General features: G+C 72.7%; 28 protein-coding genes. 15 read left to right on the plus strand and 13 right to left on the minus strand.

Annotation, left to right across the window (positions count from 1 at the left end; genetic code table 11):
- Window positions 1–137 precede the first annotated feature (137 nt).
- The 3 genes from BM290_RS39620 (at window position 138) to BM290_RS39630 (ending at window position 2,747) form a co-directional block, all read left to right on the plus strand.
- A complete protein-coding gene (locus tag BM290_RS39620; RefSeq protein ID WP_093621108.1) occupies window positions 138–527 on the plus strand; it encodes a hypothetical protein in 390 nt (129 codons plus the stop codon).
- 799 nt (window positions 528–1,326) lie between these two features.
- Window positions 1,327–1,956: a DsbA family protein gene (locus BM290_RS39625; protein WP_093621109.1), complete on the plus strand. Its 630-nt coding sequence runs from the start codon at window positions 1,327–1,329 to the stop codon at window positions 1,954–1,956.
- 161 nt (window positions 1,957–2,117) lie between these two features.
- Window positions 2,118–2,747, plus strand: a complete 630-nt coding sequence (locus tag BM290_RS39630; RefSeq protein WP_093621147.1) for a vitamin K epoxide reductase family protein — start codon at window positions 2,118–2,120, stop codon at window positions 2,745–2,747.
- A gap of 3 nt (window positions 2,748–2,750) precedes the next feature.
- Here BM290_RS39630 and BM290_RS39635 read toward each other — a convergent pair whose 3' ends face one another.
- On the minus strand, window positions 2,751–3,245 hold the full coding sequence (locus tag BM290_RS39635; protein WP_093621148.1) for a flavodoxin family protein: 495 nt from the start codon (window positions 3,243–3,245) through the stop codon (window positions 2,751–2,753).
- 19 nt (window positions 3,246–3,264) lie between these two features.
- Window positions 3,265–5,931 (minus strand): pyruvate, phosphate dikinase, encoded by a 2,667-nt coding sequence (gene ppdK, locus BM290_RS39640; protein WP_093621110.1) that lies wholly within the window; start codon window positions 5,929–5,931, stop codon window positions 3,265–3,267.
- Window positions 5,932–6,092: 161 nt separating this feature from the next.
- On the opposite strand from ppdK, the gene BM290_RS39645 reads away from it, so the two are divergent.
- On the plus strand, window positions 6,093–6,380 hold the full coding sequence (locus BM290_RS39645) for a hypothetical protein (protein WP_143134100.1): 288 nt from the start codon (window positions 6,093–6,095) through the stop codon (window positions 6,378–6,380).
- Between the two features lie 35 nt (window positions 6,381–6,415).
- On the plus strand, window positions 6,416–6,844 hold the full coding sequence (locus tag BM290_RS39650) for a PPOX class F420-dependent oxidoreductase (protein WP_093621112.1): 429 nt from the start codon (window positions 6,416–6,418) through the stop codon (window positions 6,842–6,844).
- Between the two features lies 1 nt (window position 6,845).
- Here the strand turns inward: BM290_RS39650 and BM290_RS39655 are convergent, their stop codons facing one another.
- Complete coding sequence (locus BM290_RS39655) at window positions 6,846–7,844, minus strand: hypothetical protein (protein WP_093621113.1); 999 nt, start codon at window positions 7,842–7,844, stop codon at window positions 6,846–6,848.
- Between the two features lie 250 nt (window positions 7,845–8,094).
- On the opposite strand from BM290_RS39655, the gene BM290_RS39660 reads away from it, so the two are divergent.
- Window positions 8,095–9,891 carry an ABC transporter ATP-binding protein gene (locus tag BM290_RS39660; protein WP_239143863.1) on the plus strand — a complete coding sequence of 599 codons (1,797 nt, stop codon included), beginning with the start codon at window positions 8,095–8,097 and terminating at the stop codon, window positions 9,889–9,891.
- On the opposite strand, the gene BM290_RS39665 is transcribed toward BM290_RS39660, so the two are convergent.
- A complete protein-coding gene (locus BM290_RS39665; protein WP_093621115.1) occupies window positions 9,876–10,772 on the minus strand; it encodes an SDR family oxidoreductase in 897 nt (298 codons plus the stop codon). The two genes, BM290_RS39660 and BM290_RS39665, sit on opposite strands and share 16 nt — an antisense overlap.
- Before the next feature lie 88 nt (window positions 10,773–10,860).
- Here BM290_RS39665 and BM290_RS39670 point away from each other — a divergent pair, with 88 nt between their 5' ends.
- Complete coding sequence (locus BM290_RS39670) at window positions 10,861–11,418, plus strand: TetR/AcrR family transcriptional regulator (protein ID WP_093621149.1); 558 nt, start codon at window positions 10,861–10,863, stop codon at window positions 11,416–11,418.
- Here the strand turns inward: BM290_RS39670 and BM290_RS39675 are convergent.
- Both BM290_RS39675 and BM290_RS39680 read right to left on the minus strand, forming a co-directional pair.
- Window positions 11,400–11,588: a hypothetical protein gene (locus BM290_RS39675; protein ID WP_093621116.1), complete on the minus strand. Its 189-nt coding sequence runs from the start codon at window positions 11,586–11,588 to the stop codon at window positions 11,400–11,402. The two genes, BM290_RS39670 and BM290_RS39675, sit on opposite strands and share 19 nt — an antisense overlap.
- Window positions 11,589–11,695: 107 nt before the next feature.
- On the minus strand, window positions 11,696–13,108 hold the full coding sequence (locus BM290_RS39680; RefSeq protein WP_093621117.1) for a GGDEF domain-containing protein: 1,413 nt from the start codon (window positions 13,106–13,108) through the stop codon (window positions 11,696–11,698).
- Window positions 13,109–13,199: 91 nt separating this feature from the next.
- Here BM290_RS39680 and BM290_RS39685 point away from each other — a divergent pair, with 91 nt between their 5' ends.
- The gene (locus BM290_RS39685; RefSeq protein WP_093621118.1) at window positions 13,200–14,201 is read left to right on the plus strand and encodes an iron-containing redox enzyme family protein; all 1,002 of its coding nucleotides are present in this window, start codon (window positions 13,200–13,202) and stop codon (window positions 14,199–14,201) included.
- On the opposite strand, the gene BM290_RS39690 is transcribed toward BM290_RS39685, so the two are convergent.
- The 5 genes from BM290_RS39690 to BM290_RS39710 form a co-directional block, all read right to left on the minus strand.
- Window positions 14,184–14,411, minus strand: a complete 228-nt coding sequence (locus BM290_RS39690) for a CDGSH iron-sulfur domain-containing protein (protein ID WP_093621119.1) — start codon at window positions 14,409–14,411, stop codon at window positions 14,184–14,186. The two genes, BM290_RS39685 and BM290_RS39690, sit on opposite strands and share 18 nt — an antisense overlap.
- Window positions 14,412–14,447: 36 nt before the next feature.
- Window positions 14,448–15,485 (minus strand): carboxylate-amine ligase, encoded by a 1,038-nt coding sequence (locus BM290_RS39695; protein ID WP_093621150.1) that lies wholly within the window; start codon window positions 15,483–15,485, stop codon window positions 14,448–14,450.
- Window positions 15,486–15,577: 92 nt separating this feature from the next.
- Entirely contained in the window at window positions 15,578–16,513 is a 936-nt protein-coding gene (locus tag BM290_RS39700; protein WP_093621120.1) for a methyltransferase, read from the minus strand.
- 28 nt (window positions 16,514–16,541) lie between these two features.
- Window positions 16,542–17,039: an SRPBCC family protein gene (locus BM290_RS39705; RefSeq protein WP_093621121.1), complete on the minus strand. Its 498-nt coding sequence runs from the start codon at window positions 17,037–17,039 to the stop codon at window positions 16,542–16,544.
- Window positions 17,036–17,416 (minus strand): metalloregulator ArsR/SmtB family transcription factor, encoded by a 381-nt coding sequence (locus BM290_RS39710; RefSeq protein WP_093621122.1) that lies wholly within the window; start codon window positions 17,414–17,416, stop codon window positions 17,036–17,038. The genes BM290_RS39705 and BM290_RS39710 overlap by 4 nt, the downstream gene beginning before the upstream one ends.
- Window positions 17,417–17,447: 31 nt before the next feature.
- Here BM290_RS39710 and BM290_RS39715 point away from each other — a divergent pair, with 31 nt between their 5' ends.
- Both BM290_RS39715 and BM290_RS39720 read left to right on the plus strand, forming a co-directional pair.
- Window positions 17,448–18,416, plus strand: a complete 969-nt coding sequence (locus BM290_RS39715) for a hypothetical protein (protein WP_093621123.1) — start codon at window positions 17,448–17,450, stop codon at window positions 18,414–18,416.
- On the plus strand, window positions 18,416–19,153 hold the full coding sequence (locus BM290_RS39720) for a phosphatase PAP2 family protein (RefSeq protein WP_093621124.1): 738 nt from the start codon (window positions 18,416–18,418) through the stop codon (window positions 19,151–19,153). Before BM290_RS39715 ends, BM290_RS39720 begins: the two co-directional genes overlap by 1 nt.
- 657 nt (window positions 19,154–19,810) lie before the next feature.
- Here the strand turns inward: BM290_RS39720 and BM290_RS39730 are convergent.
- Together BM290_RS39730 and BM290_RS39735 are read right to left on the minus strand one after the other, a co-directional pair.
- Window positions 19,811–20,287, minus strand: coding sequence for an MFS transporter (locus BM290_RS39730; RefSeq protein ID WP_093621126.1), 477 nt, complete (start codon window positions 20,285–20,287; stop codon window positions 19,811–19,813).
- 30 nt (window positions 20,288–20,317) lie between these two features.
- Window positions 20,318–20,521, minus strand: a complete 204-nt coding sequence (locus BM290_RS39735) for a hypothetical protein (RefSeq protein WP_093621127.1) — start codon at window positions 20,519–20,521, stop codon at window positions 20,318–20,320.
- A gap of 71 nt (window positions 20,522–20,592) precedes the next feature.
- Between BM290_RS39735 and BM290_RS39740 the strand changes: the two genes are divergently transcribed.
- The 5 genes from BM290_RS39740 to BM290_RS39760 all read left to right on the plus strand — a co-directional run bounded on the left by BM290_RS39740 (window position 20,593) and on the right by BM290_RS39760 (window position 26,654).
- Window positions 20,593–21,096: a MarR family winged helix-turn-helix transcriptional regulator gene (locus BM290_RS39740; protein ID WP_093621128.1), complete on the plus strand. Its 504-nt coding sequence runs from the start codon at window positions 20,593–20,595 to the stop codon at window positions 21,094–21,096.
- A 9-nt stretch (window positions 21,097–21,105) separates the two neighbouring features.
- A complete protein-coding gene (locus tag BM290_RS39745) occupies window positions 21,106–22,488 on the plus strand; it encodes an MFS transporter (RefSeq protein WP_239143857.1) in 1,383 nt (460 codons plus the stop codon).
- A 285-nt stretch (window positions 22,489–22,773) separates the two neighbouring features.
- Entirely contained in the window at window positions 22,774–24,240 is a 1,467-nt protein-coding gene (locus BM290_RS39750; RefSeq protein ID WP_093621129.1) for an amidase, read from the plus strand.
- A 511-nt stretch (window positions 24,241–24,751) separates the two neighbouring features.
- On the plus strand, window positions 24,752–25,159 hold the full coding sequence (locus tag BM290_RS39755) for a YciI family protein (RefSeq protein ID WP_093621130.1): 408 nt from the start codon (window positions 24,752–24,754) through the stop codon (window positions 25,157–25,159).
- Window positions 25,160–25,499: 340 nt separating this feature from the next.
- On the plus strand, window positions 25,500–26,654 hold the full coding sequence (locus tag BM290_RS39760; RefSeq protein ID WP_177320089.1) for an RNA polymerase sigma factor: 1,155 nt from the start codon (window positions 25,500–25,502) through the stop codon (window positions 26,652–26,654).
- The last annotated feature ends 323 nt before the right edge of the window (window positions 26,655–26,977 follow it).

A 26,977-nucleotide genomic window follows, 5' to 3' on the forward strand; every position in this document is an offset into this window, starting at 1 on the left:
GCCCACACCACAGATCGTGCGACGGTACGGACGACCCTGCTCTCCGGTCGCGCAAGAGGCGATCGCCGCCCCGCCGGCGTGACTTGGGGTAGCCTGTGACGCCACATACGGTCAACGCCAGGCGAAGGGAGGAAGGCATGCCGGTGCTCCCACGTCGCCCCGGCCCCCGATCCGCCGCGATCGTCGCCACCCTGATGGCGTTGTTCCTGCTCGCGGTCAGCCAGCTGACGCCCGGCAACGCCCGTGATCGCTTCGGCCCCACCGTCGACAGCCCGGTCGTGGTCGCCGTGCAGAAGGCGTGCGGCCACGAGAACACCGGCGACCACCAGCTCCCGGGCGGCCGCCACCGGAGCGACACCTGGGCCTCGCCGGCCGCCCCGCAGCCACGCCCGCCGGCCGACACCACCGGCATCCTGCTGCCCGACCTGCGCACCGTGCCCGGCCCACCCGGCACGGCCGTGCCCCCGGCCGACGCCATCCCGCCACTCGCCGCGGCACAGCCTCAGCCAGGCGTTCTCCGCATATAGTCCCTCCTCCGGGCCGCCGCACTGTCGCACAACCGACCCGCCGCGCCGTCACCCGGGTGCCCACGCCGCCGCGTCGCCCACGTAACGCGCGCCGCCGTGTCACCCGGCATGACCCGCCCTGTCGAGCCGCCGCGGACCTCGTCGCCGCGTCATTCCGCATGACCTGCGCTGCCGCGTCACCTGTGTGACGTGCGGTGCGGGGTGCTGAGTGGCCCGCGCCGCGGTGTCGCTCGTGCGATTCGCGCGCTCGGGTTCGGCGCCTGACTCGGCCTCCGCGGTCGCCCGGGTGACCGTGTCGTGGGTGCGCATGTGACTAGCGGTCGTGTTGCCCGCGTGGCCAGCGTCGCGGTGTCGGTCGTGTGAGTGCGTGGTCGTGTCGCCCTGGTGACTCGCGCTGCGGTGGCCGTCCGTGTGACTGCGGAGACCGCGTGACCGCGCTGCCATGCGGCACATGTGACCCGCGCCGTCGTGTCACGCGGCGCGACCGCGCAGCCGTGGCGTCATCGATCACCGAATAACCACGTCACCGCGCCTCCGGCCGGCCGATTGCCCCGCTTCCGGTCGTCCGGCTTCCGGTCGTCCGGCTTCCGGTCGTCCGGCCGGGAGGTGACCTGTCCACTGCCAGCCCTTGACCACCCCGCTCCGCCGCCCGGTTCGAAGCCGGCGGCCGAGCACCTCCCCGCACCCCGCCCGGGCGTGTGGGCGTTCCTTCTTCGTACCGGCGAAAGGACCCGTCATGTCTGCGAGCAAGTCCCGGAAAACCCGCGCCGCGACCCGGCAACTGACCCGATCACCCGGCATGAGCACGAACCTCAAGGCGACGCTGACGGTGCTCGGCGCCGCGCTCGCCGTACTGCTGCTGATCGTGATCGTCGATCTGACCGAGCCGGGATCGCCGGCCGGCGCCGCCGCAGCCGTCCGTGACGACAGTCACCGGCTGAACACGGCGGCCGACGGCAAGGTGACCGTCGTCGAGTTCCTCGACTTCGAGTGCGAGTCGTGCGGCGCCGTCTATCCCGAGGTGGAGCGGCTGCGCGCCGAATACGGCGACCGCATCACCTACGCCGTGCGGTACTTCCCGATCGACAGCCACCCCAACGCCTACCATGCCGCGCACGCCGCCGAGGCCGCCGCCCGGCAGGGCCGGTTCACCGAGATGTACGTCAAACTCTTCGAGAACCAGCGCCAGTGGGGCCATGCGCAGGAGTCGCGGGCGCCGGTCTTCGCCGGGTACGCGAGCGAGCTCGGCCTCGACATGGCGAAATACACCACGGACGTGACCAGCGCCGAGGTCGCCGAGCGGGTGAAGTCCGACGCGGCCGACGGCACCGCGCTCGGTGTCCGGGGTACGCCGACATTCTTCGTGAACGGCGAGCAGACCGATTTCGGCCAGGTCAAGGCAGCGATCGACAAGGCGCTGGCCCGATGACCCGGCCGAAGCTGCCCCACGGAGACGGCGTCGGCCGGATCGCCCGGCAGAAGCGCGCCGACGGAGACGGGGCCGGGCCGGCGCGCGCCGACGGCGAAGGCGCTGGGGACGGCGCGGACTCGATGGCTCGGCAGAAGCGCGCCGACGGCGAAGGCGCCGGGATGACCCGGTCGGTGCGGCCGGATCGAGGTGGCGGCACGGCGGGGCGGCCGGTGCTCTCGGATCGGCTGATCGGCTGGCTTCTTGCCGTCGGTGGGCTCGTCGGCGGGCTGGCGTCGTTCGTGCTGACGGTGGAGAAGATCGCGCTGCTCAAGGACCCGTCGTACACGCCGAGCTGCTCGATCAATCCGATCCTGTCCTGTGGTTCGATCATGACGACCGCGCAGGCGGAGGTGTTCGGCTTCCCGAACCCGTTGATCGGCGTGGCCGCGTTTCCGGTGGTCGCGGCGACCGGGGCGGCGCTGCTGGCCGGGGCCCGGCTGCCGCGCTGGTGGTGGCTGGCGCTGCAGGCCGGGGCCCTGTTCGGGGTGGTCTTCGTGCACTGGCTGATCGTGCAGAGCCTCTACCGGATCGGGGCGCTCTGCCCGTACTGCATGGTGGTGTGGGTGGTAATGATCTTGATCTTCTCCTATCTCACGCTGGCCAACGCCGAACGGGGACATCTGCCCGCGCCTCGCCGGGTGACCGGGCCGCTGCTCGCCGTGCACAGTACGGTTCCGCTGGTCTGGCTGCTGGTGGTGGCCGCGATGATCGGGGTCAGGTTCGCCGACTACTGGCGCACGCTGAATTGATCGTCATCGGACATCCGCGGCGATGCTCTGCGCCCACCGGAGGGCCCGGCCGAGTTCGCCGGTGGCGAGCGGGCCGGTCATGCCGATGACCCGGAAGCTCTCCACCGGCGCGACCGGCCGGCAACCGAGACGGCGCAGCCGCCGCATCGCCTTGCGGGCCGCCGAACCGGTCATCGGCTTGTCCGCCCGGGTGTCGAAGGCCGTCACGGCCAGCCCGTCCAGCCGCGGCGACCGGTCCAGGTACTCGCGGACGCCGACCGCCGCGGCGCCGGCGCGGATCTCGCCCTGACGAGCCGCGTCGGCCCGGGTGGCGGGCCGGCTCAGGCTGAACGCGTGGGTGGGCGCGCCGACCACCAGCAGGTCGGCGCTGTCCGCCGACGGCATCTCCCGCACCTCGGCGAGGGTGACGTCGTAGCGGGTGGCGAGGCCGTCCGCGACCGCGCGGGCGATCTCGGCGGTGTTGCCGAACATGGACTCGTAGACGACGAGCGCCTTCATCATGGTCTCCTTCGGGAGGTCAGCGGCTGTCGGAGCCGGATCCGGACCCGGTCGCGGCGCGGCCGGCTTCGAGCAGGGCGATCGGCACGCGGTACGGCGAGCACGACACGTAGTCCAGCCCGGCGTCGTGGAAGAACCGGATCGAGGCCGGGTCACCACCGTGCTCGCCGCACACACCGGTGATCAGATCCGGCCGGGTGGTGCGGCCCCGCTCGACGGCCACCCGCACCAGCTCGCCGACGCCGGTGGTGTCGAGGGTCTCGAACGGGGAGGCGGCGAGGATTCCCAGATCCAGGTAGCGGCCGAAGAACGCGCCCTCCACGTCGTCGCGGGAGAACCCCCACGTCATCTGGGTGAGGTCGTTCGTGCCGAAGGAGAAGAAGTCGGCCTCGTGCGCGATCTCGCCGGCGGTCAGCGCGGCCCTAGGCACCTCGATCATCGTGCCGATCGGGATCGGCGGCGCGCCTTCCTCGCCGGCCAGGACGGCGAGCGCCTCGGACCGTACGATCGCCAGCTCCGCGACCGTGTCGACCAGCGGGACCATGATCTCCGGCCGCGGGTCGCCGCCCGCGGCGATCCGGGCTGCAGCGGCCTGGGCGACCGCGCGGACCTGCATCGCGAACAGACCGGGAACGATCAGGCCCAGCCGTACGCCGCGCAGCCCCAGCATCGGGTTCTGCTCGTGCAGCCGGCGCACGGCGGTCAGCAGCCGCCCGTCACGTCCCGGGTCGTCACCGAGCGCCTCGGAGCGGGCCACCCGCGCGGTCAGCTCCTCCAGCGACGGCAGGAACTCGTGCAGCGGCGGGTCGATCAGCCGTACCGTGACCGGCAGGCCGTCCATCGCCGCGAACAGTTCGGTGAAGTCGTCGCGCTGCAGCGGCAGCAGAGCGTCCAGCGCGGCCGACCGTTCGTCGTCGGTGTCCGCCAGGATCAGGTGTTCCACCAGCTCACGGCGCGGGCCGAGGAACATGTGCTCGGTCCGGCACAGCCCGATCCCGGCCGCGCCGAAGCGGCGGGCGCGGCGCGCGTCGCCGGCGGTGTCGGCGTTGGCGTGCACTCCGAGCCGCGCCGTGTGGGCGGCGTGTGTCATCAGGCGTTGCACGGCGGCCAGCAGCGGGTCGCCGAGCGGGGACAGCTCACCCTCGAACAGCCGCACCACGGGGGAGGGCCGGACCGGCACCGCCCCGTCGTAGACGTGCCCGGTGGTGCCGTCGATCGAGATGACGTGACCGGCGCGCAGCACCGCCGAGCCGACGGTCAGCGTGCCGGCCACCGGGTCGACGGTCATCTCCTCGGCGCCGCAGACGCAGGTGGCGCCCATGCCGCGGGCGACCACGGCGGCGTGTGACGTCTTGCCGCCGCGCGCGGTCAGGATGCCCTGGGCGGCGATCATGCCGGGCAGGTCGTCCGGGTTGGTCTCGTGCCGGACCAGGATCACCGGCCCGGTCGCCGCGACGGCCGCCGCCGAGTCGAAGACGATCGCGCCGCACGCCGCGCCCGGCGACGCGGGCACCCCGGAGGTGAGAGGCGCCGGCGCGGCCGACAGGTCGAAGCTCGGGAACATCAGGTGCGCCAGTTGCTCGCCGGTGACCCGCCCGATCGCCTCGTCGAGGGTGATCGCGCCCTCCTCGACCAGCTGTGCGGCGATCACGAAGGCGGCTGCCGGAGTGCGTTTGCCGACCCGTGTCTGCAGCATCCACAGCTCACCGTCCTCGATGGTGAACTCGATGTCGCACAGGTCGCGGAACCGCTGCTCCAGCCGCTCCATGATGGACAGCAGCCGGACGTGCGCGGCCGGGTCGATCCGGGCCAGGTCGTCCAGGCTCATCGTGTTGCGGATGCCGGCGACCACGTCCTCGCCCTGCGCGTTCGGCAGGTAGTCGCCGTAGGCGCCGCGACGGCCGGTCGCCGGGTCCCGGGTGAACGCGACCCCGCTGCCGGAGCGCGGTCCGCGGTTGCCGAACACCATCGCCATCACGGTCACGGCGGTGCCCAGATCCTGCGGGATGTGCTCCTGGCGGCGGTAGAGCACGGCGCGGTCGGCGTTCCACGAGCGGAACACCGCGGTGATCGCCGCGTACAGCTGCTCGTGCGGCGACTGCGGGAACTCCCGCCCGGCATGGTCGGCGAACACCTTCTGATAGGCGGCGACCAGGTCACGGAGGGCGGCGGCGTCCAGGTCCGCGTCGGTCGCCGCGCCCGCTGCGGTACGGGCCGAGTCGAGTTCGGCCTCGAACAGCTCGGCGGGCACGCCGTACACCGTCCGGCCGAACATCTGGATGAGCCGCCGGTAGGAGTCCCAGGCGAACCGCTCGTCGCCGCTGCGCCCGGCCAGCCCCAGCACCGTGCTGTCGTTGAGCCCGATGTCCAGGATCGTCTCCATCATCCCCGGCATGGAGAACTTCCCGCCGGAGCGCACCGACAGCAGCAGCGGGTCGCGCGGGTCGCCGAGTTGCCGCCCCAGCCGCGCCTCCACCAGCCGCAGGTGGTCCTCGACCTCGCGGAACAGCTCGGCCGGCAGCGCGCCGGTGTGCAGGAAGGCGCGGCAGGCCTCGGTGGTGACGGTGAAACCGGGCGGCACCGGAAGGCTCATCCGGGTCATCTCGGCGAGGTTGGCGCCCTTGCCGCCGAGCAGATCCTTCATGTCCTTGTTGCCGTCGATGAAGTCGAACACGTAGCGGGACATCGTCGTACCTCGCCCTCGTCCGAGGGGCAGGATGTTCCCGCCCTCACCTTCCGTGATATCGCCACGACTGAATGTGGGGCAGGGGCGTCGGACCCGCATCGCCGGGACGCGGGACCTTCGTCCCTGCCGCGGGCAGCTCGCGCGGCCGAGGATGGGTGTCGATGGAGGTGGTCGCGATGCTGTTCCTCATCGTCGTCGCAGTGATCATGGGCACCGTCGCCGTGGTGTTCCTGCTGCCCGATCCCGATCCGCAGGCCGCTCCGGACGCCGGCTCAGCGCCCGCCGAGCCGGCCGGGCCGGCGCCGCTGAGCCTGGAGGGAACGCTGGTGGCGGGCCTGCTCGGCGGGGAGTTCAGCCGTGAGCAGTACCGCGGGGCGGTGGCGCGGCTCGCGGCCCGTGAGGAGGAGCGCAACCCGATGGCGCTGCCCGGCCCGGATGCCACCACCTGACCGGATGCCGGCCCGGAGACCGGCAGAATGCCGGTATGGCGAAGGCGATGACGACGGCCGAGATCCGCGACTTTCTCTCGGCGGGCACCCGGACCGGCAAGCTGGCGACGGTACGCGCGGACGGGTCCCCGCACGTGGTCCCGATCTGGTTCGTGCTCGACGGCGACGACCTGGTCTTCAACACCGGGGCCGACACGGTCAAGGGCCGTGCCCTGGCCCGTGACGGCCGGGCCGCCCTGTGTGTCGACGAGGAGGTGGCGCCCTACGCCTACGTGACAGTGCGTGGCCCGGTGACGCTCTCCACCGACCTGGCCGACATGCGGGTGTGGGCGACCCGGATCGCGGAGCGTTACATGGGCGCGGACCTGGCCGGCAGCTACGGCGCCCGCAACGCCGTCGAGGGCGAGCTGCTGGTGCGGCTGCGGCTGGAGAAGGTGAGCGGCTTCAGCGGCGTGGCCGACTGAGTCAGAGCAGGTTGGCCGCCGACCGCAGGGTGGGCGTCTCCGGAGCGGCCGGCGCCCCGAGCCGGCGTCGGCCCATCCGCTCCCAGAACCGGTACGGGCAGCGGCCGCGCACACTGCGGAACGCGGTGTACGGCACCGGCGTGACCTGCAACGACAACCAGGCGTCGTCGCTGAGCACCCGGTGCCACTCGGCCAGCGGCAGCCGCAGGCGATCGCCGGGCGCGCCGTCGGTGAAGATCGGCAGCACGTACGCGCAGCGCCGGTCGAGCTCCCACACCACCACCGGCCGGTCCACCCGGTCGACGATCGCGTTCCACACCTGCCCCGGCTGCGGCGGCCAGGTGGTGACACCGGGCGGCCGCGGCCACGACGGCGGACCGTGGCGCAGCCAGCGTCCGAGCCGCCACAGGCCGGCTGCCAGCGCCGACAGCCCGGCCGCCGCGACCGCCCCGAGCAGCAGCGTGGTCGCGGGGCCGTCCAGGTCGTACCGCCGCTGCCACCACAGGCCCACGCCCGCGACGGCCAGCAGGATCGCCCCGTCCCGGATCAGCAGCACCGGCCAGTAGCCGGTGTCCACCACCCGCCAGCAGGCCAGATAGCCGGTCGTCACGATCAGCGACACGATCCAGATCCGGGACGCCTGCGCCGTGGCCGGCAGGGATCGGCTGACCAGCGTCAACTCCACGCCGGCGACCAGGAACACCAGCAGCCCCGCCCGGCTCGCCATCCATCCGTGCCAGCGCCGCCACCAGGGCGGGCTCACCCGGCGAACCAGCAGGTACGCGGCGACCGGCCCGGCCGCTGCGGGCGCCCACTGCCACGGCTGCGCGCCGGCCAGCAGCGGCACGATCGGCAGCGGCAGCACCGGCGCGCCGGCGAGCACCGTGAACAGCGCGCCGAACCCGGCCCACGGATACCGCCGCCCGGCCCGGTTGGCGGGACCCGGCGTGACCAGGGCCGCCGCCAGAACAAGCCCCAGCACCACGCTCAACGGCAGCATGTGACTCCTTATGATCAGCCGACCGTCGATGTTGCGAGCGTCGATGCCCGGTCTGTCGCACAGCGGGTCCGCCGGGTTGACCAACCGCCGGATCGGGGGACCCCGCCGGGTGGCCGGCGCCCGTCGCCGCCCGCCGTCCGGTACCGGTAGAGGGGTGACCCGGATCCCCGCCCCGCGTGCCGATGCCGTCCTGCCCGAACTGCGCCCCAGCTGGTGGGAGACCGGCGTCCGGGCCCGTGCCGAGTCCGGCATGCTCGGCCTGTTCACCGAGCTGCCGGGCCTGATCGCGAAGGCCGTGCGGGTGGCGTGGCGGGCCGACCGGATGCGCACGGTGCTGGTCACGGTGGCCACCGCCGGGTCCGGGGCGATGGCGGCCTTCGGCCTGATCGCGACCCAGCGGGTGCTGATCGAGCTGTTCGCCGGCGGGCCGACCCCCGATCGGGTGCGGGCCGCGATGCCGGCGCTGGTCTGGCTGGCGGCCGCGGCGGCGGTCCGCGGGGCGCTGGGCATGCTCACCGGGTACGCGCTGAACGGTCTCACCCCGCGCGTGCACCTGCTGGTCGAGCGGGAGTTGTTCGAGCACACCACGGCGGTCGACCTGAAGGCGTTCGACGACGACACGTTCGCCGAGGGCATGGAGCGGGCGACGCGCGGCACCGAGGCGGCGATCGAGCTGGTGCAGAACACGATGAACCTGTTCGCCGGCCTGGTCAGCCTGATCGCCGTCACGGTCGCGGTGATCACCGTCCACCCGCTGCTGCTGCTCGCGCTGCTGGTGGCCACGGTGCCGACCGGATACGCGGCGCTGCGCGCGGGCCATGTCCGGTTCCAGAGCTATCTGGCCAGCTCGACGCGGCGGCGCCGGCAGTGGGTGCTGCAGCGGCTGATGGCCGAGCGTGACTCGGCGGCGGAACTGCGGACGTACGGCCTCCGCGGTTTTCTGCTCGGCCTCTACGACCGGGTGATGGGTGCGCAGATCGCCGCGGAACTGCGGGTCGCGCAGCGGGTCACCACGACCACCAGCGTCGGCGCGGCGATCGGCGGCCTCGCCCTGACCGGGGTGTACGTGCTGCTCGGCGCCCTGCTGCTGAACGGCCGGATCCCGCTCGCCGCCGCCGCGACCTGTGTGATCGCGGTGCAGGCCGCCCAGCGGTCACTGGCCCAGGTCACGTTCCAGATCGACCGGGTGTACGCGAGCGGCCAGTTCTTCAACGAGTACGTCCGGTTCCTCACCGCGGCGGCCGGTCATCTCCCGGAGGCCCGGACCGCCCCGGCGCCGGAACCGCTACGGACCCTGGCCGTCGAGCACGTGTGCCTGTCCTATCCGGACCGGGACCGGCCCGCGCTCGACGACGTCACCCTCGGCATCCGGGCCGGGGAGACGATCGCGCTGGTCGGCGAGAACGGCTCGGGCAAGTCCACCCTGGCCGCGATCATCGCCGGCCTGCGCGCCCCGACCTCCGGCACGATCCACTGGAACGGCCGCCCCTATCCCGAGTGGGACAGCGCCGGGCTGCTCGCGCACATCGCGGTCGCGCTGCAGGACCACAACCGGTGGCCGTTCAGCGCGGCCACCAACATCGCCATGGGTGACGTCGACGCGCCCGCCGACCCGCGGCGCATCGAGGCCGCCGCCGTCCGCGCGGCCGCCCACCAGATGATCGAGGACCTGCCGCACGGGTACGACACGCTGCTGGACCGGACGTTCAAGGACGGCCAGGACCTGTCCGGTGGCCAGTGGCAGCGGATCACCGCGGCCCGTGCCTTCCTCCGTGACGCGCCCTTGCTGATCATGGACGAGCCGTCCTCGGCGCTGGACCCGCGCGCCGAGGAGGCCCTGTTCCGGGCGTTGCGCGGCCGTCAGGGCACACACACCACGATCCTGATCACGCACCGGCTGGCCAACATCACGCACGCCGACCAGATCTTCGTGCTGGACCGGGGCGCGCTCGTGGAGTCCGGCACGCACCACGAGCTGATGGCGGCGGACGGCCTCTACGCCCAGCTGTTCACCATGCAGGCGGCCGGCTATCAGGCGTGCGCGTAGGCGCCGGCGGCCAGGTCCTCGGCCAGGGTCGGGCCGGTCGGCTGCCAGCCGAAGGCGGCCCGGGTGACGGCGCTCGACGCGGACATGTCGAGGGCGAAGAACCGGCCGATGAAGCCGAAGTGATCCACCGCGTCCTCCGCGGCGACCGGCTTCGCCGGCAGGTTCAGGTGACGGCCGATCGCCTCGGCGATGGCCCGGGTGGTCACCGCCTCCTCGGCGACGACGTGCAGGCGGGTGCCGGCCGGGGCCTGCTCGAGGGCGAGCCGGACCAGCCGGGCCGCGTCGTCGACGTGCACCGCCGACCACGCCGACGTGCCGTCGCCGACGTAGCCGGAGACACCCGTGCGCCGGGCGGCGGCCACCAGGTAGGCGATGAACCCGTGATCGCCGGTGCCGTGCACGGTGGGGGAGAAGCGCGCGGCGATGGTTCGGACGCCACGCTCCACGTACTCCAGAGCAAGGTTCTCGGCGCCACCGCGCGGGGCGTCGGGGCCGCTGAACGGTGAGGGATCGCTCTCCGTCGACGGCCGTCCGAGCGCCAGCGAGGCGAGGCCGGAGGCGAGGACGAACGGCCGGTCCGAGCCGGTGAGCGCCTCGGCGAGGGTCTCGACGGCGGCCCGCTCGGCCCGGTTGGACTCCGCCGGATTCGCCCAGTCGTGCTTGTTGGCCAGGTGCACGACCGCGTCGGCGTCCTCGGTCCCGCGGCGCAGGGCGTCCAGGTCGTCGAGGTCGCCGCGCAGCGGCCGCGCGCCCTTGGCCCGCAGCGAGGTCTCCCCGGCGTCGCTGCGGGCCAGGCCGGTGACCTGGTGGCCGGCGGCGAGCAGCTCGTCGACGGTGTGGGAGCCGATCCAGCCGGTGGCTCCGGTGACGAACACGCGCATGGCGTGCCTCCCTCGGAATGGGTGATGTCAGTTACTGACATGACGCTACACCCTGATGTCAGCTTCTGACATCACTATGATGGGGATCATGGGGAGATGGCAGAGCGGCGCTTCCGGGCGCCTCAAAGATGCGGCATTGGGCCTTTTTCTCACCCAGGGATATGACGGGACGACCGTCGCCGAGATCGCGGCCGCCGCCGGCCTGACCGAGCGGACGTTCTTCCGTCACTTCGCCGACAAGCGTGAGGTGCTCTTCGTCGACCAGGACGAGTTCGAGCGGGTGTTCCTCAGTGGCCTGCCCGAGCGGGCCGAGGACCCGATGACGATGATCGTGGGTGTCCTCGACGGCGCGGCGGCCCTCTTCCCGGAGGACCGCCGGCCCTGGTCGCGCGCCCGCCGGTCGGTGATCGCGGCCAACGAGGCCCTGCAGGAGCGCGAGCTGCTCAAGATGTCGTCCCTGGCGATGGCGCTGACCAGGGCGCTGACCGCCCGCGGCGTCGACGCGGCCAGCGCTGCCCTGGCCGCCGAGACGTGCGTGACGGTGTTCCGCACGTCGTTCGCCCTGTGGGTCGCCGAGGGGGAGCGACGGACCTTCACCGAGATCCAGAACGCGGTGCTCGCCCGCCTTCAGGCCCTGCTCACCTGAGCGCGGCGCAGCGCCAGGGCGCCCAGGACGTCGTCGTGCCGGGCTATCTGCGCGCCGTCGCGATAGACCGTCACGCCACCCACCCACGCACAGTAGGTGACCTCTTCGTAGCGGCTGATGCGGTCGTCGTGGTGGCGGATCTCCAGCAGGTCCGCCCGCGTCGCGGCCATCAGCGGACTCCGGACCGGGAACGTCGTGGGATCATGCAGCGCTCCTTCGTCGATCGGGCTCAGCTGTCAGATCCGGCCGCCGGACGTTTGATACGCACTGTCGGTGATCAGCCAGCCATCACCCAGCGGCCGCGGCCCTGCTTCTTCGCCTCGTACATCGCCATGTCCGCGCTGCGCAGCACGTCCCGGTCGGCCGCGGTGTCGCCGTAGGCGGCGATGCCGACGCTCGCGCCGATGTCCAGGGTCCGGCCACCGAACGTGATCGGCAGGGCCATGTCGCCGAGGACCCGGTCGGCCAGCCTGATCGCCTCGGCCTCCGGCAGGTTCGGGCAGAGCAGTACGAACTCGTCGCCGCCCAGCCGGACCACCAGGTCGGTGGCGCGGACCGCCTCGGACAGCCGCTGCGCCACTGTCGACAGCACCAGGTCGCCGGCCTCGTGGCCGTACGTGTCGTTGACCTCCTTGAACCCGTCCAGATCCAGGTAGAGCACCGCCACCGGGCCGGACCGCGCCAGCTCGTCGGAGAGCACGCTCCGGTTCGCCAGCCCGGTCAGCGGGTCGTGCCGGGCCTGGTAGGCGAGCTGCGCCTGGGCCCGCTCCTGCTCGCGGACCGCGATGGTGAACCGGGTCAGCACGAACGCGGTGCTCAGCGCGGTCGCCACCAGCGCGATGATCGCGTTGTTGTCGACGCCCGACTGGACCAGGCTCAGCGTCGGCGCGGTCAGGAACGCCAGGCCGAGGAAGAGCACACGGGACGGGTGCAGCACGTTCACCCGCTGGCCGGGACTGGTCAGCTCGGCACGCGCCGGGTGCAGGCAGGCCGCGATGATCAGCGCGTTGCCCAGCATGATCAGCGGGCCGATCCGGGACACGACGCTGTAGTCCAGGAAGTACGGCAGCACGTTGTAGGACAGGTCGATCGCCAGGTAGAGCCCGACGGCGGCGAGCAGCAGGCGGGTCGGCGTGCCCCGGCCGCCCGGCGACAGCGCGATGAACAGCACGCCGGCCAGCAGCGCCACGTCGGCGATCGGGTAGAGCGGCGGCACGATCGACTCGGCCAGGCCGAGCCCGTCGCCGAGCGTCGGCAGGATCAGGAACTGCCAGCTGGCCAGCGCGGCCGCCACGGTCAGGGTGAGCCCGTCCAGGACGGCGCCGCGCAGCTGCCGGGGCGCGCGCCGGCGGGCCATCATGGTGAGCGCCACCGCCACCAGCGGGTAGCCGCCCAGCCAGAACACGTCGGCCACACCGACCGGGGGCACGCCCGCCGACGACAGGTAGTAGTAGGCGAGCTCGATGGCGTCGCCGGTCAGCCACAGGGTCTGTGCGGTGGCGGCCAGGATCCAGGGGCGGCGGTCCGGGCCGGCCGCGATCCGGGCCACGGCCATCCACGCCATCACGCACATCGTCACGTAGGTGAGGACGTACAGCACGTTCCCGAAGTCGGTGCCGTACGTCATCACCAGGCCGGTGACGGCGGACGTCGCCCCGCCGAGAAACACCCAGATCCTGCCGGTCGTCATGATCGAACCGTCGGCAGGCCCGGGCCGGATCTGCGCTTGTTCGGCAGTGAGTCAGGGCATATCCGGGCCCCCGCGGGGCATTCAGCCCGCCATGAAACCGCCTGCCCCCCGTGGCCCCGTCTCGACGGCGCTGATCAGCGCGCTGGCCCGTGCGCCGCACGACATCGCCGCGCCCGGATTCGACCCCTCCGCGCCGGCTCTCACCGACGAGGACCTGCAGCTCAGCCTGTTCGTGATGTACGAGCTGGCCTACCGTGGGTGGGACGGCGTCGACGACGCCTGGGAGTGGGAGCCGAGCCTGATCCGGCTGCGCACGGTGGCCGAGAACAGGTTCGAGGCGGCGCTGCGGGAGCTGGCCGCGCCGTACCACGACGAGGTCCCGGCCGAACCGACCGCCACGGCCATCGCGCGGACGCTGGTCGCGATGACCGAGAACGACGACGGGCCGTCGCTCTCCGGATACCTGCGGGGCCGCGGCACCCTCGAACAGTTCCGCGAGTTCGCCGCGCACCGTTCGGTCTACCAGCGGCGCGAGGCCGATCCGCACACCTTCGCCATCCCGCGGCTCGCGGGAGCCGCCAAGGCGGCGCTCATCGAGATCCAGATCGACGAGTACGGCAACGGCCGTGCCGCGCACATGCATCAGGAGCTGTTCACGAACACCATGACGGCGCTCGGGCTGGACACCACGTACGGGGCGTACGTCGACGTCGTCCCCGCGCTGACCCTCGCCACGAACAACCTGATGTCGCTGTTCGCCCTGCACCGGCGGCGGCGCGGATCGCTGCTCGGGCACCTGGCCGCCTACGAGATGACGTCGACCGCACCCAACCGGGCGTACGGCAACGGCCTGCGCCGCCTCGGTGGGGACGCCGACGCCACCCGGTTCTACGACGAGCACGTCGAGGCGGACGCGGTGCACGAGCAGGTCGCCGCCTACGACATGTGCGGGGTCTTCTGCGCCGACGAGCCGGAACGGGCCGCCGACGTGCTGTTCGGGGCCCGTTGCGCCCTCGCCCTCGACGCGCTGTGGGCGGGCGCGGTGCTCGACGCGTTTCAGCGGGGGGAGAGCTCGCTACTCGGGTTCGCGTGACCGGGGCGCCGGGGTCTCCCGTCCCGCCTCGGCGCGGAACCGGGCGGCCTTGTGGGTGCCGTCGCAGAACGGTTTGATCGCCGACTTGCCGCACCGGCACAGCGCCACCGTCGCCCGGCCCGGGTCGATCTCCTTGCCGTCCGGCGTGAGCAGCGTGAAGTCGCCGCGGACCAGCAGCGGGCCGTTCTCGTACACCACCACGTCAGTCATGGGGGCGGGATGCCCGCCGCCGATCCGGCGAAACACCTATCCGGCGACCGTCCATCGGGAGACGGCGGCCAGCATCGACGGCAGATCGTGGCGGGCGGCGAGAAGCCGGCGCTGCCGGTCCGCGCCGGTGCCCTCGGCGCGCAGGCGGGCCAGGCCGGCGTCGATCAGGGCGCGGTCACCGCTGCGGTCCAGGGCCGGGCCGATCGTGGTGACCAGGTCGGTGACCAGGTCCCAGGCCGGGCGGGCGCGCTCCTGGCGTACATCCAGAAGGGTGTGGGTGAGGCCCTGATGCGCGGCGTTCCAATGGGCCGCGCGCACCGCATGGTCGGGGATCGGCGGCGCGAAGCGCCCGGCGGCGATGTCGTCGATCGCGGTGGCGACGAGCGCGCGGACCAGACCGGCCAGCAGCACCGCGTCGGCGGCGGTGGGGCAGACGTCGGCGACGCGCACCTCGACGGTGGGGTAGGCGGACGACGGGCGGGCGTGCCACAGGATCAGGCTGTCGTCGAGCATCATCCCGGAGGCGACGGCCAGCGACACCGTCCGGTCGAGATCGCCGGCCGAGGCCAGCCACGGCGACGGACCCAGGCCGGGCCAGCGGTCCAGCTGCATCGCCCGCCAGCTCGCGTGCCCGGTGTCGGCGCCCGCGTGCACCGGCGAGTCGACCGTCATCGCCTGCACAACCGGCAGCCAGGGCCGTAGCTGGTTGCAGACGTGCACGGCCAGCTCGCGATCGGGCACCCCGACGTGCACGTGGCAGCCGCAGACCGCCGGGTCGTCGACGATCCGGCCGTAGTGCCCGGCGATCGCCCGGTATCGCGGATTTCCGGTGACCGCCCGCTCCGGCTCGGCGACCGGGGTCGCACCCACCGCGACCAGGCACGCGCCTACACTCTCGGCGGCCAGTGCGGCGGCGCGCCGGTGCCGCAGCAGGTGCCCGGCGGCCTCGTCCAGGCTCGTGCAGACCGGCGTCACCATCTCGATCATGCTGTGCCGGAACTCCATCCGGCTCTGTCCGCGCACGCCGGCGTCGAGCGCGGCCACCACCGTCGCCGCGGCCGGCGTGTTGGCCATCGTCGCCGGGTCGAGCAGCAGGAACTCCTCCTCGACGCCGACGGTCAGCGGGGACGTGCCGATCGTCCGGGCCGCGGCCGTCGCCGCCGCCGTCACGAGCCGTCCCGGACCGCGGTCAGCACCACCAGGGCGATCCGGTCGGCGTGGGCGTACGCCGGGCCGTCCAGCTCCTCGCCGTAGACGTCCGGGTCGACCTCCCGGTAGGACCAGGTCAGCCCGGTCCCGGCCAGGTGGTCGGCGACCGCGTCGAGGAACGGGTCACGCCCGTCGACGATGCCGGTGCCGGAGAACAGCACCAGCGTGCCGTGCGCGGCGAGCCGCCCGGCGGCCGCGTCGACGATGGCCAGTGGCAGGTCGTGGCCGTGCGGCCCGCCGTCCCGGTACGCCCGCCCGACCGGATCGATCATGAACGGCGGGTTCGAGATGATCAGGTCGAAGTCGCCGTCGACGCCGGCGAGCAGGTCGCTGTGGCACGGCCGTACTCCCGTGACCCCGGCCAGCGCGGCGTTGACCGCGGCGAACCGCAGCGCCGCCGGGTTGATGTCGACGGCCGCCACCGCGGCGCCGGGCGCCCGTTTCGCGACGGCGATCGCGCCCGCGCCGGTGCCGCAGCCGACGTCCACCGCCCGCCGCACCGGCCGGTCCCGGGCCTCGGCGGCGGCGATCGCGGCGTGCACCATCCGGTACGTGTCCGGCCCGAAGAACACCGAGTCCGGGTCGATCGTCGGGTGCGCCGAATGCACGAACAGCTCATCGTCGAACGACGAGAAACGGACCGTGCTGCGCCACACCGCGCCGTCGCGCGCCAGCACCCCGGCGGCGTCCATCAGCGTCACCATCGCCTCCGGCAGGACGCCCGGACCGAACGGCCGGCTCCACCCGAACACGTCGCGGACGTCGCGTGCCTGCTTGTTGCCGGGCCGGCGGTTCACCCGCTCGTGGGTGGCCGGGGTGGTCGTGGTGAACCGGTAGCCGTCGGCGCCGAGCATGCGGCCGAGCCGGACGAGCGGGGCGTCGGTGATCGTCATGCGGGCCGGGTGCCCCGCAATCGCCGTCTCAATCGCCGGGCTTGCTCACCTGCTGCGCCTCGAAGTAGGCCCGCTGGGAGGGGAAGTAGTCGCCGAAGTCGGGCAGCGGCCTGCCCTCCCGCGACGCGACCAGGGCGTCCAGGTAGAACTCCCAGCCGGGGCCGACCTCGCCGACACTCTCCGCACCGGTCAGGTGCTGGGTGAACCGCAGCTCGGTCACCCCGTCGCGCTCGGTCAGCGTGAGGTCGAGGCGCCACGAGCCGTGCTCGTCGACCGCGGACAGCGCCAGCCGCCGGGGTGGCTCGCAGGCGTCGATCGTCATGTCCATCCACGGGCCGCCCTCCTCCAGCGCCATCTGCACCTGCACGGAGCCGCCCGGCGCGGCGTCGCCCTTCCACGGGCCGAACCAGCGGGCCGTACGCTCCGGCTCGGTCAGGCTCGCCCACACGTCGTCGATCGGGGCACGGAACTCACGGGTCAGGACCAGGTCGTCGCCGAACAGGCGTCCGGTCGGTGTCGGGCTCACGCGATCTCCTCATCAGCTGCGGTGGCGGGCGCGGCACGGCGCCGCTCCCGGCGGGTGCGGTGGACCTCGGTCTCCAGGGCGTCGAACCGGTGCTGCCAGCCGGACGGCCGGGTGAGCCGGCCGAGCCAGCCGGCCAGCTCGTCGAGCGGCCCGGTGACCAGCGTGTAGACCCGGCGGCGGCCGTCGGCGGCGTCATGCACCAGCCCGGCGTCACGCAGCACCCGCAGGTGCCGGCTGATCGCGGGCCGGCTGATCGCGAACCGCCCGGCGATCTGCCCGGCCGACAGCGGCTCGTCCCGCAGCATCAGCAGGATCTCCCGCCGCACCGGATCCGCTATCGCGCCCGCCACCTCGTCCACCCCGGAAGCGTAACCCATCGGTTACGCTTCTGCTCGTCTAAGGTATGGCATGCCCGTCGCCCGGCTCGTCGCCACGCTCCCCGCGCCCCTCGATCCCGCCACTGCCGACGAACCCGGGGTACGCCACCTGGCCGGGCGGAATCTGCTCGTCCAGCGCGGCGACGCCGAGGTTGCGGCCGGCGATCGCCGATTCCCGGCGCCCTGGCCGCGGGGGTACGGGTCGATCGCCGTCGCACCCGGCGGTGACGTGGTCGTCTTCGCCGGGGTCCACGCGCTGCGAGCCGTCGACAGCGACGGCCTCACCCGCTGGGAGGTGCGGCACGGGTGCTGGTCGGACGCGATCTGCGAGGTCGCCCACACGTCGTTCGAGGAGTACGCCGACGACAGCGATCACCGGTGTGCGAGCCGTGGTTCGGCCGGGTTCTCTGCGGATGGCCGCCTGCTCTGGGCCCACGTGCGGACCCTCGACGAGGACGAGCCCGAGGAGTGGCTGGTGCTGGACGCCGCCGACGGCACGGTGCTGGGCCGCGTGCCGACCGGGACCATCGCCTCGGACTCGGCCCACGCCCCGCACCCCGATCCGGCGGCCATGGGCCTGACCGTCGCCGAGGGCGAGGAGTCCTCACCGGTGCTGTGGGGGCACTGGGACGGCGACGAACTCACCGTGCGGCGGCTTCCCGAGGACATCCTCCTCGACATCAGCCCGTCCGGTGAGTCCTTCCTCACCGCCGACGTCGACATGCGGGGCCTCCACCTGTACCGTGCCGGCGACACCACACCGCTCGGGTCGCTGCGGGACGACGAGGTCGTCTGGGACTTCCAGGGCGCCTTCCCGTGGGAGTCGACGGCCGTGGTCGGCACCGACGAGGCGGAGCACTTCCTGATCGACGTCGCGACGATGACCACCGACGGGCCGATCACCTACCCGATCACGCCGGACGGTCCGGCCCTGCCGGCCGGCCCCGGGACCTGGGCGACGGCCGGCCGCGACGCCGTGCACCTGTGGGAAGTCGGCTGATGTCCCGGCGGCGGGCGGTCCTCGAGGTGGCCGGGCTGCTCGCCGGGTTCGCGCTGTTCGCGTGGCTGCACAGCCTCATCGGGCGCGACCACCTGACGGCGACCGCCAACGCGGCGACGCTGCAGTCGATCGAGCGGACCCTGCACCTCGACATCGTGCTGCCGGCCAACCGGTGGCTGGCCGGGCACGTCAGGCTCGCGCACGCGGCGGCCTGGTTCTACCGCGCCTACTACCTGGCGATCGCCGGCACCCTGATCTGGGTGGGCCTGCGGGACGTCGCCGTCTACCGCCGGGTGCGCCGCGCCATGGTCGCGATGATGGTGCTGGTGCTGCCGTTCTACTGGGCGGTGCCGATGTCGCCGCCCCGGTTCGCGCTGCCCGGGACGGTCGACATCGTCGCGCTCCACGGCATCTTCGGCCACGCCTCGCGCGACGGCGGCTGGACGGCGATGCCGAGCATGCACGTGGGCTGGTCACTGTGGTGCGCGTACGCGGTGTGGACCGCCCTGCGGCCCACTCACCCCCGCGCGGCGCTGCTCGCCTGGATCTTCCCGCTGCTCATGGTGGCCGTCGTGATCGCCACCGCGAACCACTACGTCCTCGACATCGCCGGCAGCGTGCTGCTCGTCGGCGCCGCGGTCGGCCTCACCGCGCTGCTGCCCCGGCCGGGCTCGCCCAGCCCGCCGACCAGCGGCCCCGGCGCGAACCGCACGAACCTCGCCTCGCCACCCGGGTAACCGGTGCCGAACGCGGCCGGATCGCCCGGCCGGCGGCCCCGGTCCAGGCGGTGCTCCAGCACGTGCAGGGCGGCCGGCGGGCCGGCTCCGCCGGACACATTGAACAGCGCGGCCGCCGGCGCGATCCGGGCCCGGCCCGGCGGCGTGGCCTGGGCGGCGGACACGGCGGCGACGACGACGGTCGCGGCCTGCGCGGCCTGTTGCGGTGATTCATGACGGACGAGAGGGATGGTACGGCCGGAGGCCGGCAGTTCCACGATCGCGTGCAAGCCGTCCAGCTGGTAGTTGTTCAGGTTGAGGCAGCCCGCCACGATGCCGCAGGTCGTGTGCACCCTGTCGATCCGCCCGCGCGGCCCGGGCGCCTGCCGGGCGCTGACCAGCCCGCCCATCGACCGGCCGACCGCGATGGTACGTCGCGGCTGCGCGCCCAGCACGGCGGTGAAGGCGCCGAGGGCCGCGAACCGGTCGTCGACCGCCGTTTCCAGCGCCCACAGGGTCGGGCCGGAGTAGGAGGAGCCGAGGGTGGCGTACCCCTCGGAAAGAAGGATCTGCCGGGTTTGATCGTTGGGGGCGTCCTGCGGGCGCATCCCGCCGAAGCCGTGCGCGAAGAGCAGGACCGTGCCGTTCCAGTCATCGCTTCTCCTCGAGCGGGGGGAGTCAGTGGGAGACGGTGGTCAGGTCATGGCGGCGGCCCTCGCGGATCAGCAGCACGGCGACGGCGCTGGCCGCGGCGGCCGCGATCAGGTAGGTGGCGACCGGGGTGATGCCGGTGCCGCCGGTGCCCGCGTACAGCGAGGCCAGGATGGCCGGCGTGAAGCCGCCGCCGAGCAGGGTGGCAAGCTGGTAGCCGAGCGACGCTCCGGTGTGGCGGGCACTCGTGCCGAACTGCTCGGAGATGAAGGCGCCCAGTGGTCCGTACATCAGCGATTGCAGACCCAGACCCACCGCGAAGCCGGTGAAGACCAGCAACCCGTCGCCGGAGCCCCAGAGCGTGAACAGCGGGAAGGCCGGCAGAGCCCAGCCGATCGCCCCGGCGAGCAGGACCGGGCGGCGGCCGAACCGGTCGGAGAGCCGGCCCGCGCCGACCACCGCGAAGATCGCCAGGAACGACGCGACCGAGAAGCCGAGCAGCACGGCCGGGCGTGGTGTGCCGTGCGCGGCGGCTTAAGTCTGCGCGAACGTGGCCATCCCGACCTGGAAGGCGAACGCCGCGCCCGCCCCGAACGTGGTCAGCAGCAGCGCCCGGGACGGCGCAGCACCGACAGGATCGGCAGTGCCGGTGGCGTCGGCCAGCGCCTGCCGGAAGACCGGGCTCTCCGACACCGACGCGCGCGCCCACAGGCCGATGACCAGCAGGATCGCCGACATCAGTAGAGCAGGAAGTCGTAGAACTCGATCGTGCTGCCGAGGTAGCTGGAGAAGACGACCCGGCGTACCTCATGGGTTTCTCTGGTCCGAAGATCCATTGTGGCCTGCCTCTCATCGGGGCCGTCGTCGATCGCCTGCTCGGCTCGGACCTCGCGGCCGACCCGGCGTTCCTGCTGGCCCGGGCCCGCGCGGTGACCAGCGGCACGGCCAACGCGCGACTGGCGCCGTTCCAGCTCAAGGTGCGGTCGCTGTCCGTGCTGTGGCTCGCCGGCCAGGGGATCGGGCCGTCCCAGCGGGAGCTCAGCGAGTTCCTCGGCCTCGACCCCAGCCAGGTCGTCGCCCTCGTCGACGACCTCCAGCGGCGCGGCCTCGTCGAGCGCCGGCCCGACGAGCGAGACCGCCGATCACGGATCATCGTGGCCACACCGGCCGGGCGTGAGCTGCTGCAACAGGCGCTCACCGAGGTCCGGGCCGCCGGCGACACCAGTTTCGCCGCCCTCACCGGCCACGAACGCAAAACCCTCACCGAGCTGCTCACCAAAGTTGCCTTCGGGGGGCGTCCGGCCGCCCAGTAGGGTGCTCGGGTGGGCACGGGGTTCCGGTGGTTGTGGGCGTCGTACGCGGTCAGCGCCTACGGCTCGGGGCTGGCCTTCGGGGCGTTGCCGCTGATCGCGGTGGTCGTGCTGCATGCCGGGCCGGCACAGGTGTCCGCGCTCGCCGCGGTCGGTCCCGCCGTCGGCGCGCTGATCGCGCTGCCGCTCGGGCCATGGATGGAGTTCCGCCGCAAACGGCCCGTCATGATCACGATGGATCTGGCGCGCTTCGCCGTGCTGATGACGATCCCTCTCGCGTACGCCACGGGCACGCTCACCTTCGTACAGCTGCTGGTCGTGTCCGCAGCCGCCGCGGCCGGCAAGATCGCGTTCAACGCCGCGGCCGGCGCCCACCTCAAAGGACTCGTGCCGGCCGGTGACCTGCTCGTCGCCAACTCCCGGTTCGAGTCGACCAACTGGAGCTCCATCGCGGTCGGGCCGCCGCTCGGCGGGGCCGCCATCGGCCTGTTCGGGCCGGTCGTCACCGTGATCACCGACGCGGTCAGCTATCTGCTGTCGGCGCTCCTGCTCACCGGCATCCGCGGACGCGAGGCGCCGCCGTCGTCCCGGTCCGCGGCGTTCCGGGGACGCGACCTCGCCGACGGGTGGCGGCACGTGTTCGGGCACCCCGGGCTGCGGGCGCTCTTCCTCAACAGCCTGCTCGTCAACGGGCTGATCATGGCCACCGAGCCGCTGCTGACCGTCCTCATGCTCGGTGAACTCGGATTCCCGCCCTGGCAGTACGGGCTGGCGTTCGCCGTACCCTGCCTCGGCGGCCTGATCGGCTCCCGCCTGGCCCGCCGGGTCGTCGCCTCCCGCGGCCGGCCGTGGGTGCTGCGGGTCCTCGGCACCCTGCGCGCGGTGTGGCTGCTCGGCCTCGCGTTCGTGCAGCCCGGCGTGACCGGACTGGTCACCGTGATCCTGCTCGAACTCGTGATCATCATCTGCATGAGCCTGTTCAATCCGGTGCTCGCCACCTATCGGCTCGACCACACCCCCGGCCCGCTCCTCGCCCGGGTCCTCACCGCCTGGTCCATCGGCAGCGGTCTGGCCATCGCCGGGCTCAGCGCCCTCGGCGGGGTGCTCGCGGGGGTCACCGGGCCGCGGGTGGCGCTCGCCGTCGTCGGCGTGGTGATCCTGGTGAGCCCGCTCCTGCTGCTGCGTCTGCCGGCTACGACGAGCACGGAGAGCCGGCCGCAGCCGGATCGGCCGCACTGGCCCTTGCGGGGTTCGGCGGCCGGCCCCTTGCGTCTTCTTACGCGGCCCGGTGGTCTTCCCTTGCCGGTTCTTGCGGGGCCTCGTCGTCCTCCTCGCCGGTTCTTGCCGGGCTGCCGGCCTTCTTGGGGATCTGGTGGCCTTTCTCGCGATCCTTGACTGGCCTGCTGACTTTCCTCGTGATCCTTGCGCGGTCTGGTGGCTTTCCTCGTGATCCTTGTGGGGCCTGGTGGCCTTTCTCGCGATCCTTGTGGGGCCTGGTGGCCTTTCTCGTGATCCTTGTGGGGCCTGGTGGCTTTCCTCGCGATCCATGGCGGTCTGGTGGCTTTTCTCGCGGTCCTTGTGGGGCCTGGTGGCTTTCCTCGCGATCCATGGCGGTCTGGTGGCTTTTCTCGCGGTCCTTGTGGGGTCCCGCGGGTCGACGCCATGGGGCAGTCTGGGGGCATGACCGACTACGCGTACTCGACCGCGGCCGAACTCGTCACGGCGATGGAGAACGGCGACGTCTCGGCAGTCGAGCTCACCACGGCCGCGATCACCCGGATCGAACGGCACGACGGCGACATCAACGCGATCTGTGTGCGCGACTTCGACCGAGCCCTCGCGGCGGCGGGCACGGCCGACACGGCACGGTCCCGAGGTGAGGCCGGCCCAGTCCTCGGCGTCCCGATGACCATCAAGGACTCGATCGACATCGCCGGACTGCCCACCACGTGGGGGTTCCCGCCGTTCAAGGACAATGTGGCGGCCGACGACGCGGTCGTGGTCAGCCGGCTCAAGGCGGGCGGAGCGGTCATCCTCGGCAAGACGACGGTGCCCCTCGCGCTCGGCGACTTCCAGTCGTTCAACGCGATCCACGGCGCCACCAACAACCCGTGGGACCTTACGCGTACACCCGGTGGCTCGTCCGGCGGCTCGGCCGCCGCCCTCGCCGCCGGCTTCGGCGCCCTGTCGATGGGATCGGACATCGGCGGTTCGCTGCGGGTGCCGGCACACTTCTCCGGGGTGTACGCCCACAAGCCGTCGATCGGCCTGGTCCCGTTGCGGGGGCACACGTTCCCCGGCACCCGGCCGCTCCCGGAGATCGGCGGCGACCTGGGCGTCGTCGGGCCGATGGCCCGCAGCGCGACCGACCTCGCGATGATGCTGCGCCTGCTCGCCGACCCCGACGAGGCGGGACTCGGCCTCGGCTACCGGAGCGCCTTGCGTCCCGCACGGCACGACGACCTCGGCGCGTTCCGGGTTCTCGTCCTGGACGGGCATCCGCTCGTCCCGGTGTCGTCCGAGGTGCGCGCCGCGATCGACGAACTCGCCACCCGGCTGGAGAAGGCCGGGGTGACGGTCCGGCGGCAGAGCCCGCGCCTGCCCGACCTGGCCGAGAACGCCCGCTCCTACATGCGCCTGCTCCAGTCGAGTCTGGCGGCCGGTTTCCCACCCGAGGTGTACGCGGCCGCCCAGACGACGGCGGCAGCCCTCGACCCGTCCGACACGTCTCTGGCCGCCGAGCGGGCCCGCGGTGTGGTTCTGAGCCACCGTGACTGGGTGGCAGCCGACACGGTCCGCGCCGTCCAGCGAGCCCAGTGGGCCGACTTGTTCACCGAGTTCGACATCGTGATCGCGCCGGTCTCGTCGACGGTGGCCTTCCCGCACGACCACAGCGAACCGGTGCGCCGGCGCACGATCCTGATCGACGGCGAGAAACACGACTACCTCGACCAGACGGCGTGGGGCGGTGTCGCCACGGCACCCGGCCTGCCGTCGACCGCCGTGCCGGCCGGCCAGTCGGCGCAGGGGCTGCCCATCGGCGTCCAGTTGATCGGCCCGTTCCTGGAGGACCACACGCCGATCCGTTTCGCCGAACTCCTCGAACGGGAGTTCCACGCCTTCACACCCCCGCCGGGCTTCGTGTGATCCTGCTCTTCCTTGTGGGTGACCATGCCGTTCTGTCGGTGACCACGCCGTTCTGTCGGTGATCATGCTCCCCTTTCAGGATCACTTTTGTCTGTCGGTGATGACCTCTTTCTGTCGGTGATCACGCTCTTCTGTCGATGGCCACGTTCTTCGCGGGGCGGCACGCAGCCCGCCCCGCGTTGCCGACGACCAACTGCCTGGCACTGTCTGCCGGCGCCTCCACCCGCGACGCCTTTGTGCCATCCCCACCGCCTCCTGGATCCGTGCCCCGACCCCGTGGGGCGGCAGGGAACTCCCGAATGATCGATCCCCGGTGCGGGTGGAGCCCGACTCACCGGCGATCCGATTCACGCATCTCGGGTCGTGCTTCCTGTCGCAGCGTGGTCCCTTCCGGCGTCCGAACTTTTTTGGTTTTTCTCGCCGAGCGATGTCGAGAACGCGTGTGCGGCTCCGTCCCCGGGACGAAGCGCGACCAGAATGGGTCGCACAAACGCACCGAGGAGAACCCACCATGGCGAAGTACCTCCTGCTCAAGCACTACCGTGGCGCGCCGAGCCCGGTCAACGACGTGCCGATGGAGAAGTGGACGCCGGAGGAGATCTCCGCGCACATCGCCTACATGAACGACTTCGCGGCCCGGCTGGAGGAGAGCGGCGAGTTCGTCAGCGGCGACGCCCTGGCGCCGGAAGGGTCATGGGTCCGCTTCGACGGCGAGGGCCGCCCGCCGGTGACCGACGGCCCGTTCCCGGAGACCAAGGACCTGATCGCCGGCTGGATGATCATCGACGTGGAAAGCCACGAGCGCGCCGTCGAACTGGCCGGCGAACTGTCGGCAGCCCCCGGTGCGGGTGGCCGCCCGATCCACGAATGGCTCGAACTGCGTCCGTTCCTGCACATGCCGCCCACCGTCACGGAGTGACCGCACCGTCATGACCGCCCCTCGTCCTGCCGCTGGCCCCCTGCCGCCGCCCGGCCCGAGCACCCCTCCCGCTTCCGAGCTGATTCCCAGCCCGGAAGCGGGTACCGGGTCGGGTCCGGGTCTCGGGCCGCCGTCCGGCCCGTGCTCCGATGCCGGGCCGGCTTCCCGCTCTGGTTCGCATCTCGGGTCGCCGTCCGGCCCGCGTTTCGATGCGGGGCCGGCTTCCCGCTCTGGTTCGCATCCGGGGTCGCCGCCCGGCGCGGATTCCGATGCCGAGTCGGCCTCGGGCTCGGATCCCACGTCGATCTCCCGCCTCGCCGACGCGGCCCCCGAGCCGCGCCTGCCCGATCCGGCCGAGTTGCGCGGCCTCACACCCGGAGTGCTCGCGATCCTCGTCCGGCGGGGAGCCGACTTCGCGGCGGCCGAGGATGCTGTGCAGGACGCCCTGGTCGAAGCCTTGCGCGTCTGGCCCGGCGACCCGCCGCGAGACCCGCGGGGCTGGCTCATCACCGTCGCGTGGCGGCGGTTCCTGGACGCGGCCCGCGCCGACGCCGCCCGGCGCAGGCGCGAGGACCTCGCCGACCAGGAACCGCCGTCCGGACCGGCCACGAACACCGACGACACCCTCCAGCTGTATTTCCTGTGCGCTCACCCATCGCTGACCCCGGCCTCGGCGGTCGCGCTCACCCTGCGTGCCGTCGGCGGCCTCACCACCAGGCAGATCGCCGACGCCTATCTCGTCCCCGAGGCGACGATGGCGCAACGCATCAGCCGGGCCAAACGAACCGTGTCCGGGGTGCGGTTCGACCAGCCCGGCGATGTCGCGACCGTGCTGCGAGTGCTCTATCTGGTGTTCAACGAGGGCTACACCGGCGACGTCGACCTGGCCACCGAGGCGATCCGGCTGACCCGCCGGCTGGCCGCCGCCATCGACCACCCCGAGGTCGCCGGCCTCCTCGCGCTCATGCTGCTGCACCATGCCCGGCGCGCCGCCCGCACCGCACCCGACGGCAGTCTCGTACCCCTCGCCCTCCAGCACCGCGAGCGCTGGGACACCACGATGATCGCCGAGGGCGTGACGATCCTGCAGACAGCGCTCTCCCGGGACCGGCTCGGCGAGTTCCAGGCGCAGGCGGCGATCGCGGCCCTGCACGCCGACGCGCAGACCGCCGACGAGACCGACTGGATCCAGATCGTCGAGTGGTATGACGAACTCATCCGCCTCACCGGTAATCCGGTGGCGCGGCTCAACCGGGCGGTCGCCGTGGGCGAGGCCGACGGCCCACAGGCCGGCCTCGCCGCCCTGGCCGCGCTCGACCCGTCCCTCCCGCGTCACACCGCTGCGGCGGCCTATCTTCATGAGAAGGCAGGAGATCAAAACCAGGCAGCCCAGTTGTACGCAAAAGCCGCTCACCAAGCCACCAACCTCGCCGAACGCGACCACCTGACGAGACAGGCCGCCCGTCTGAACGCCCGCCCCCACCGCGGGGACTGAGCCACGCGGCGCACCGTGACCACTGCCGAGTCCGGTCGCGTCCACCCGAGCGCTCCGGCGGCTGGTCCTGGGTCCCCGCCCCAGCGTGCGGACCGGCTCGCCATCGCGTGCGTCATGGCAGCCCAGCGAGCGGACGGGGCTCGCCGGAAGATCGCGTGCGTCATAGCAGTCCTCCACACGTCATCTGGGCCGGCGTCGTGCCTCGGGCACTCACCCGCCTCCGTCCCCGCCCCTGCGTCCCGGCCCCTGCGTCCCGGCCCCTGCGTCCCGGCCCCTGCGTCCCGGCCCCTGCGTCCCGGCCCCTGCGTCCCGGCCCCTGCGTC

Source organism: Actinoplanes philippinensis (assembly GCF_900113015.1).
Classification (GTDB): Bacteria; Actinomycetota; Actinomycetes; order Mycobacteriales; family Micromonosporaceae; genus Actinoplanes; species Actinoplanes philippinensis.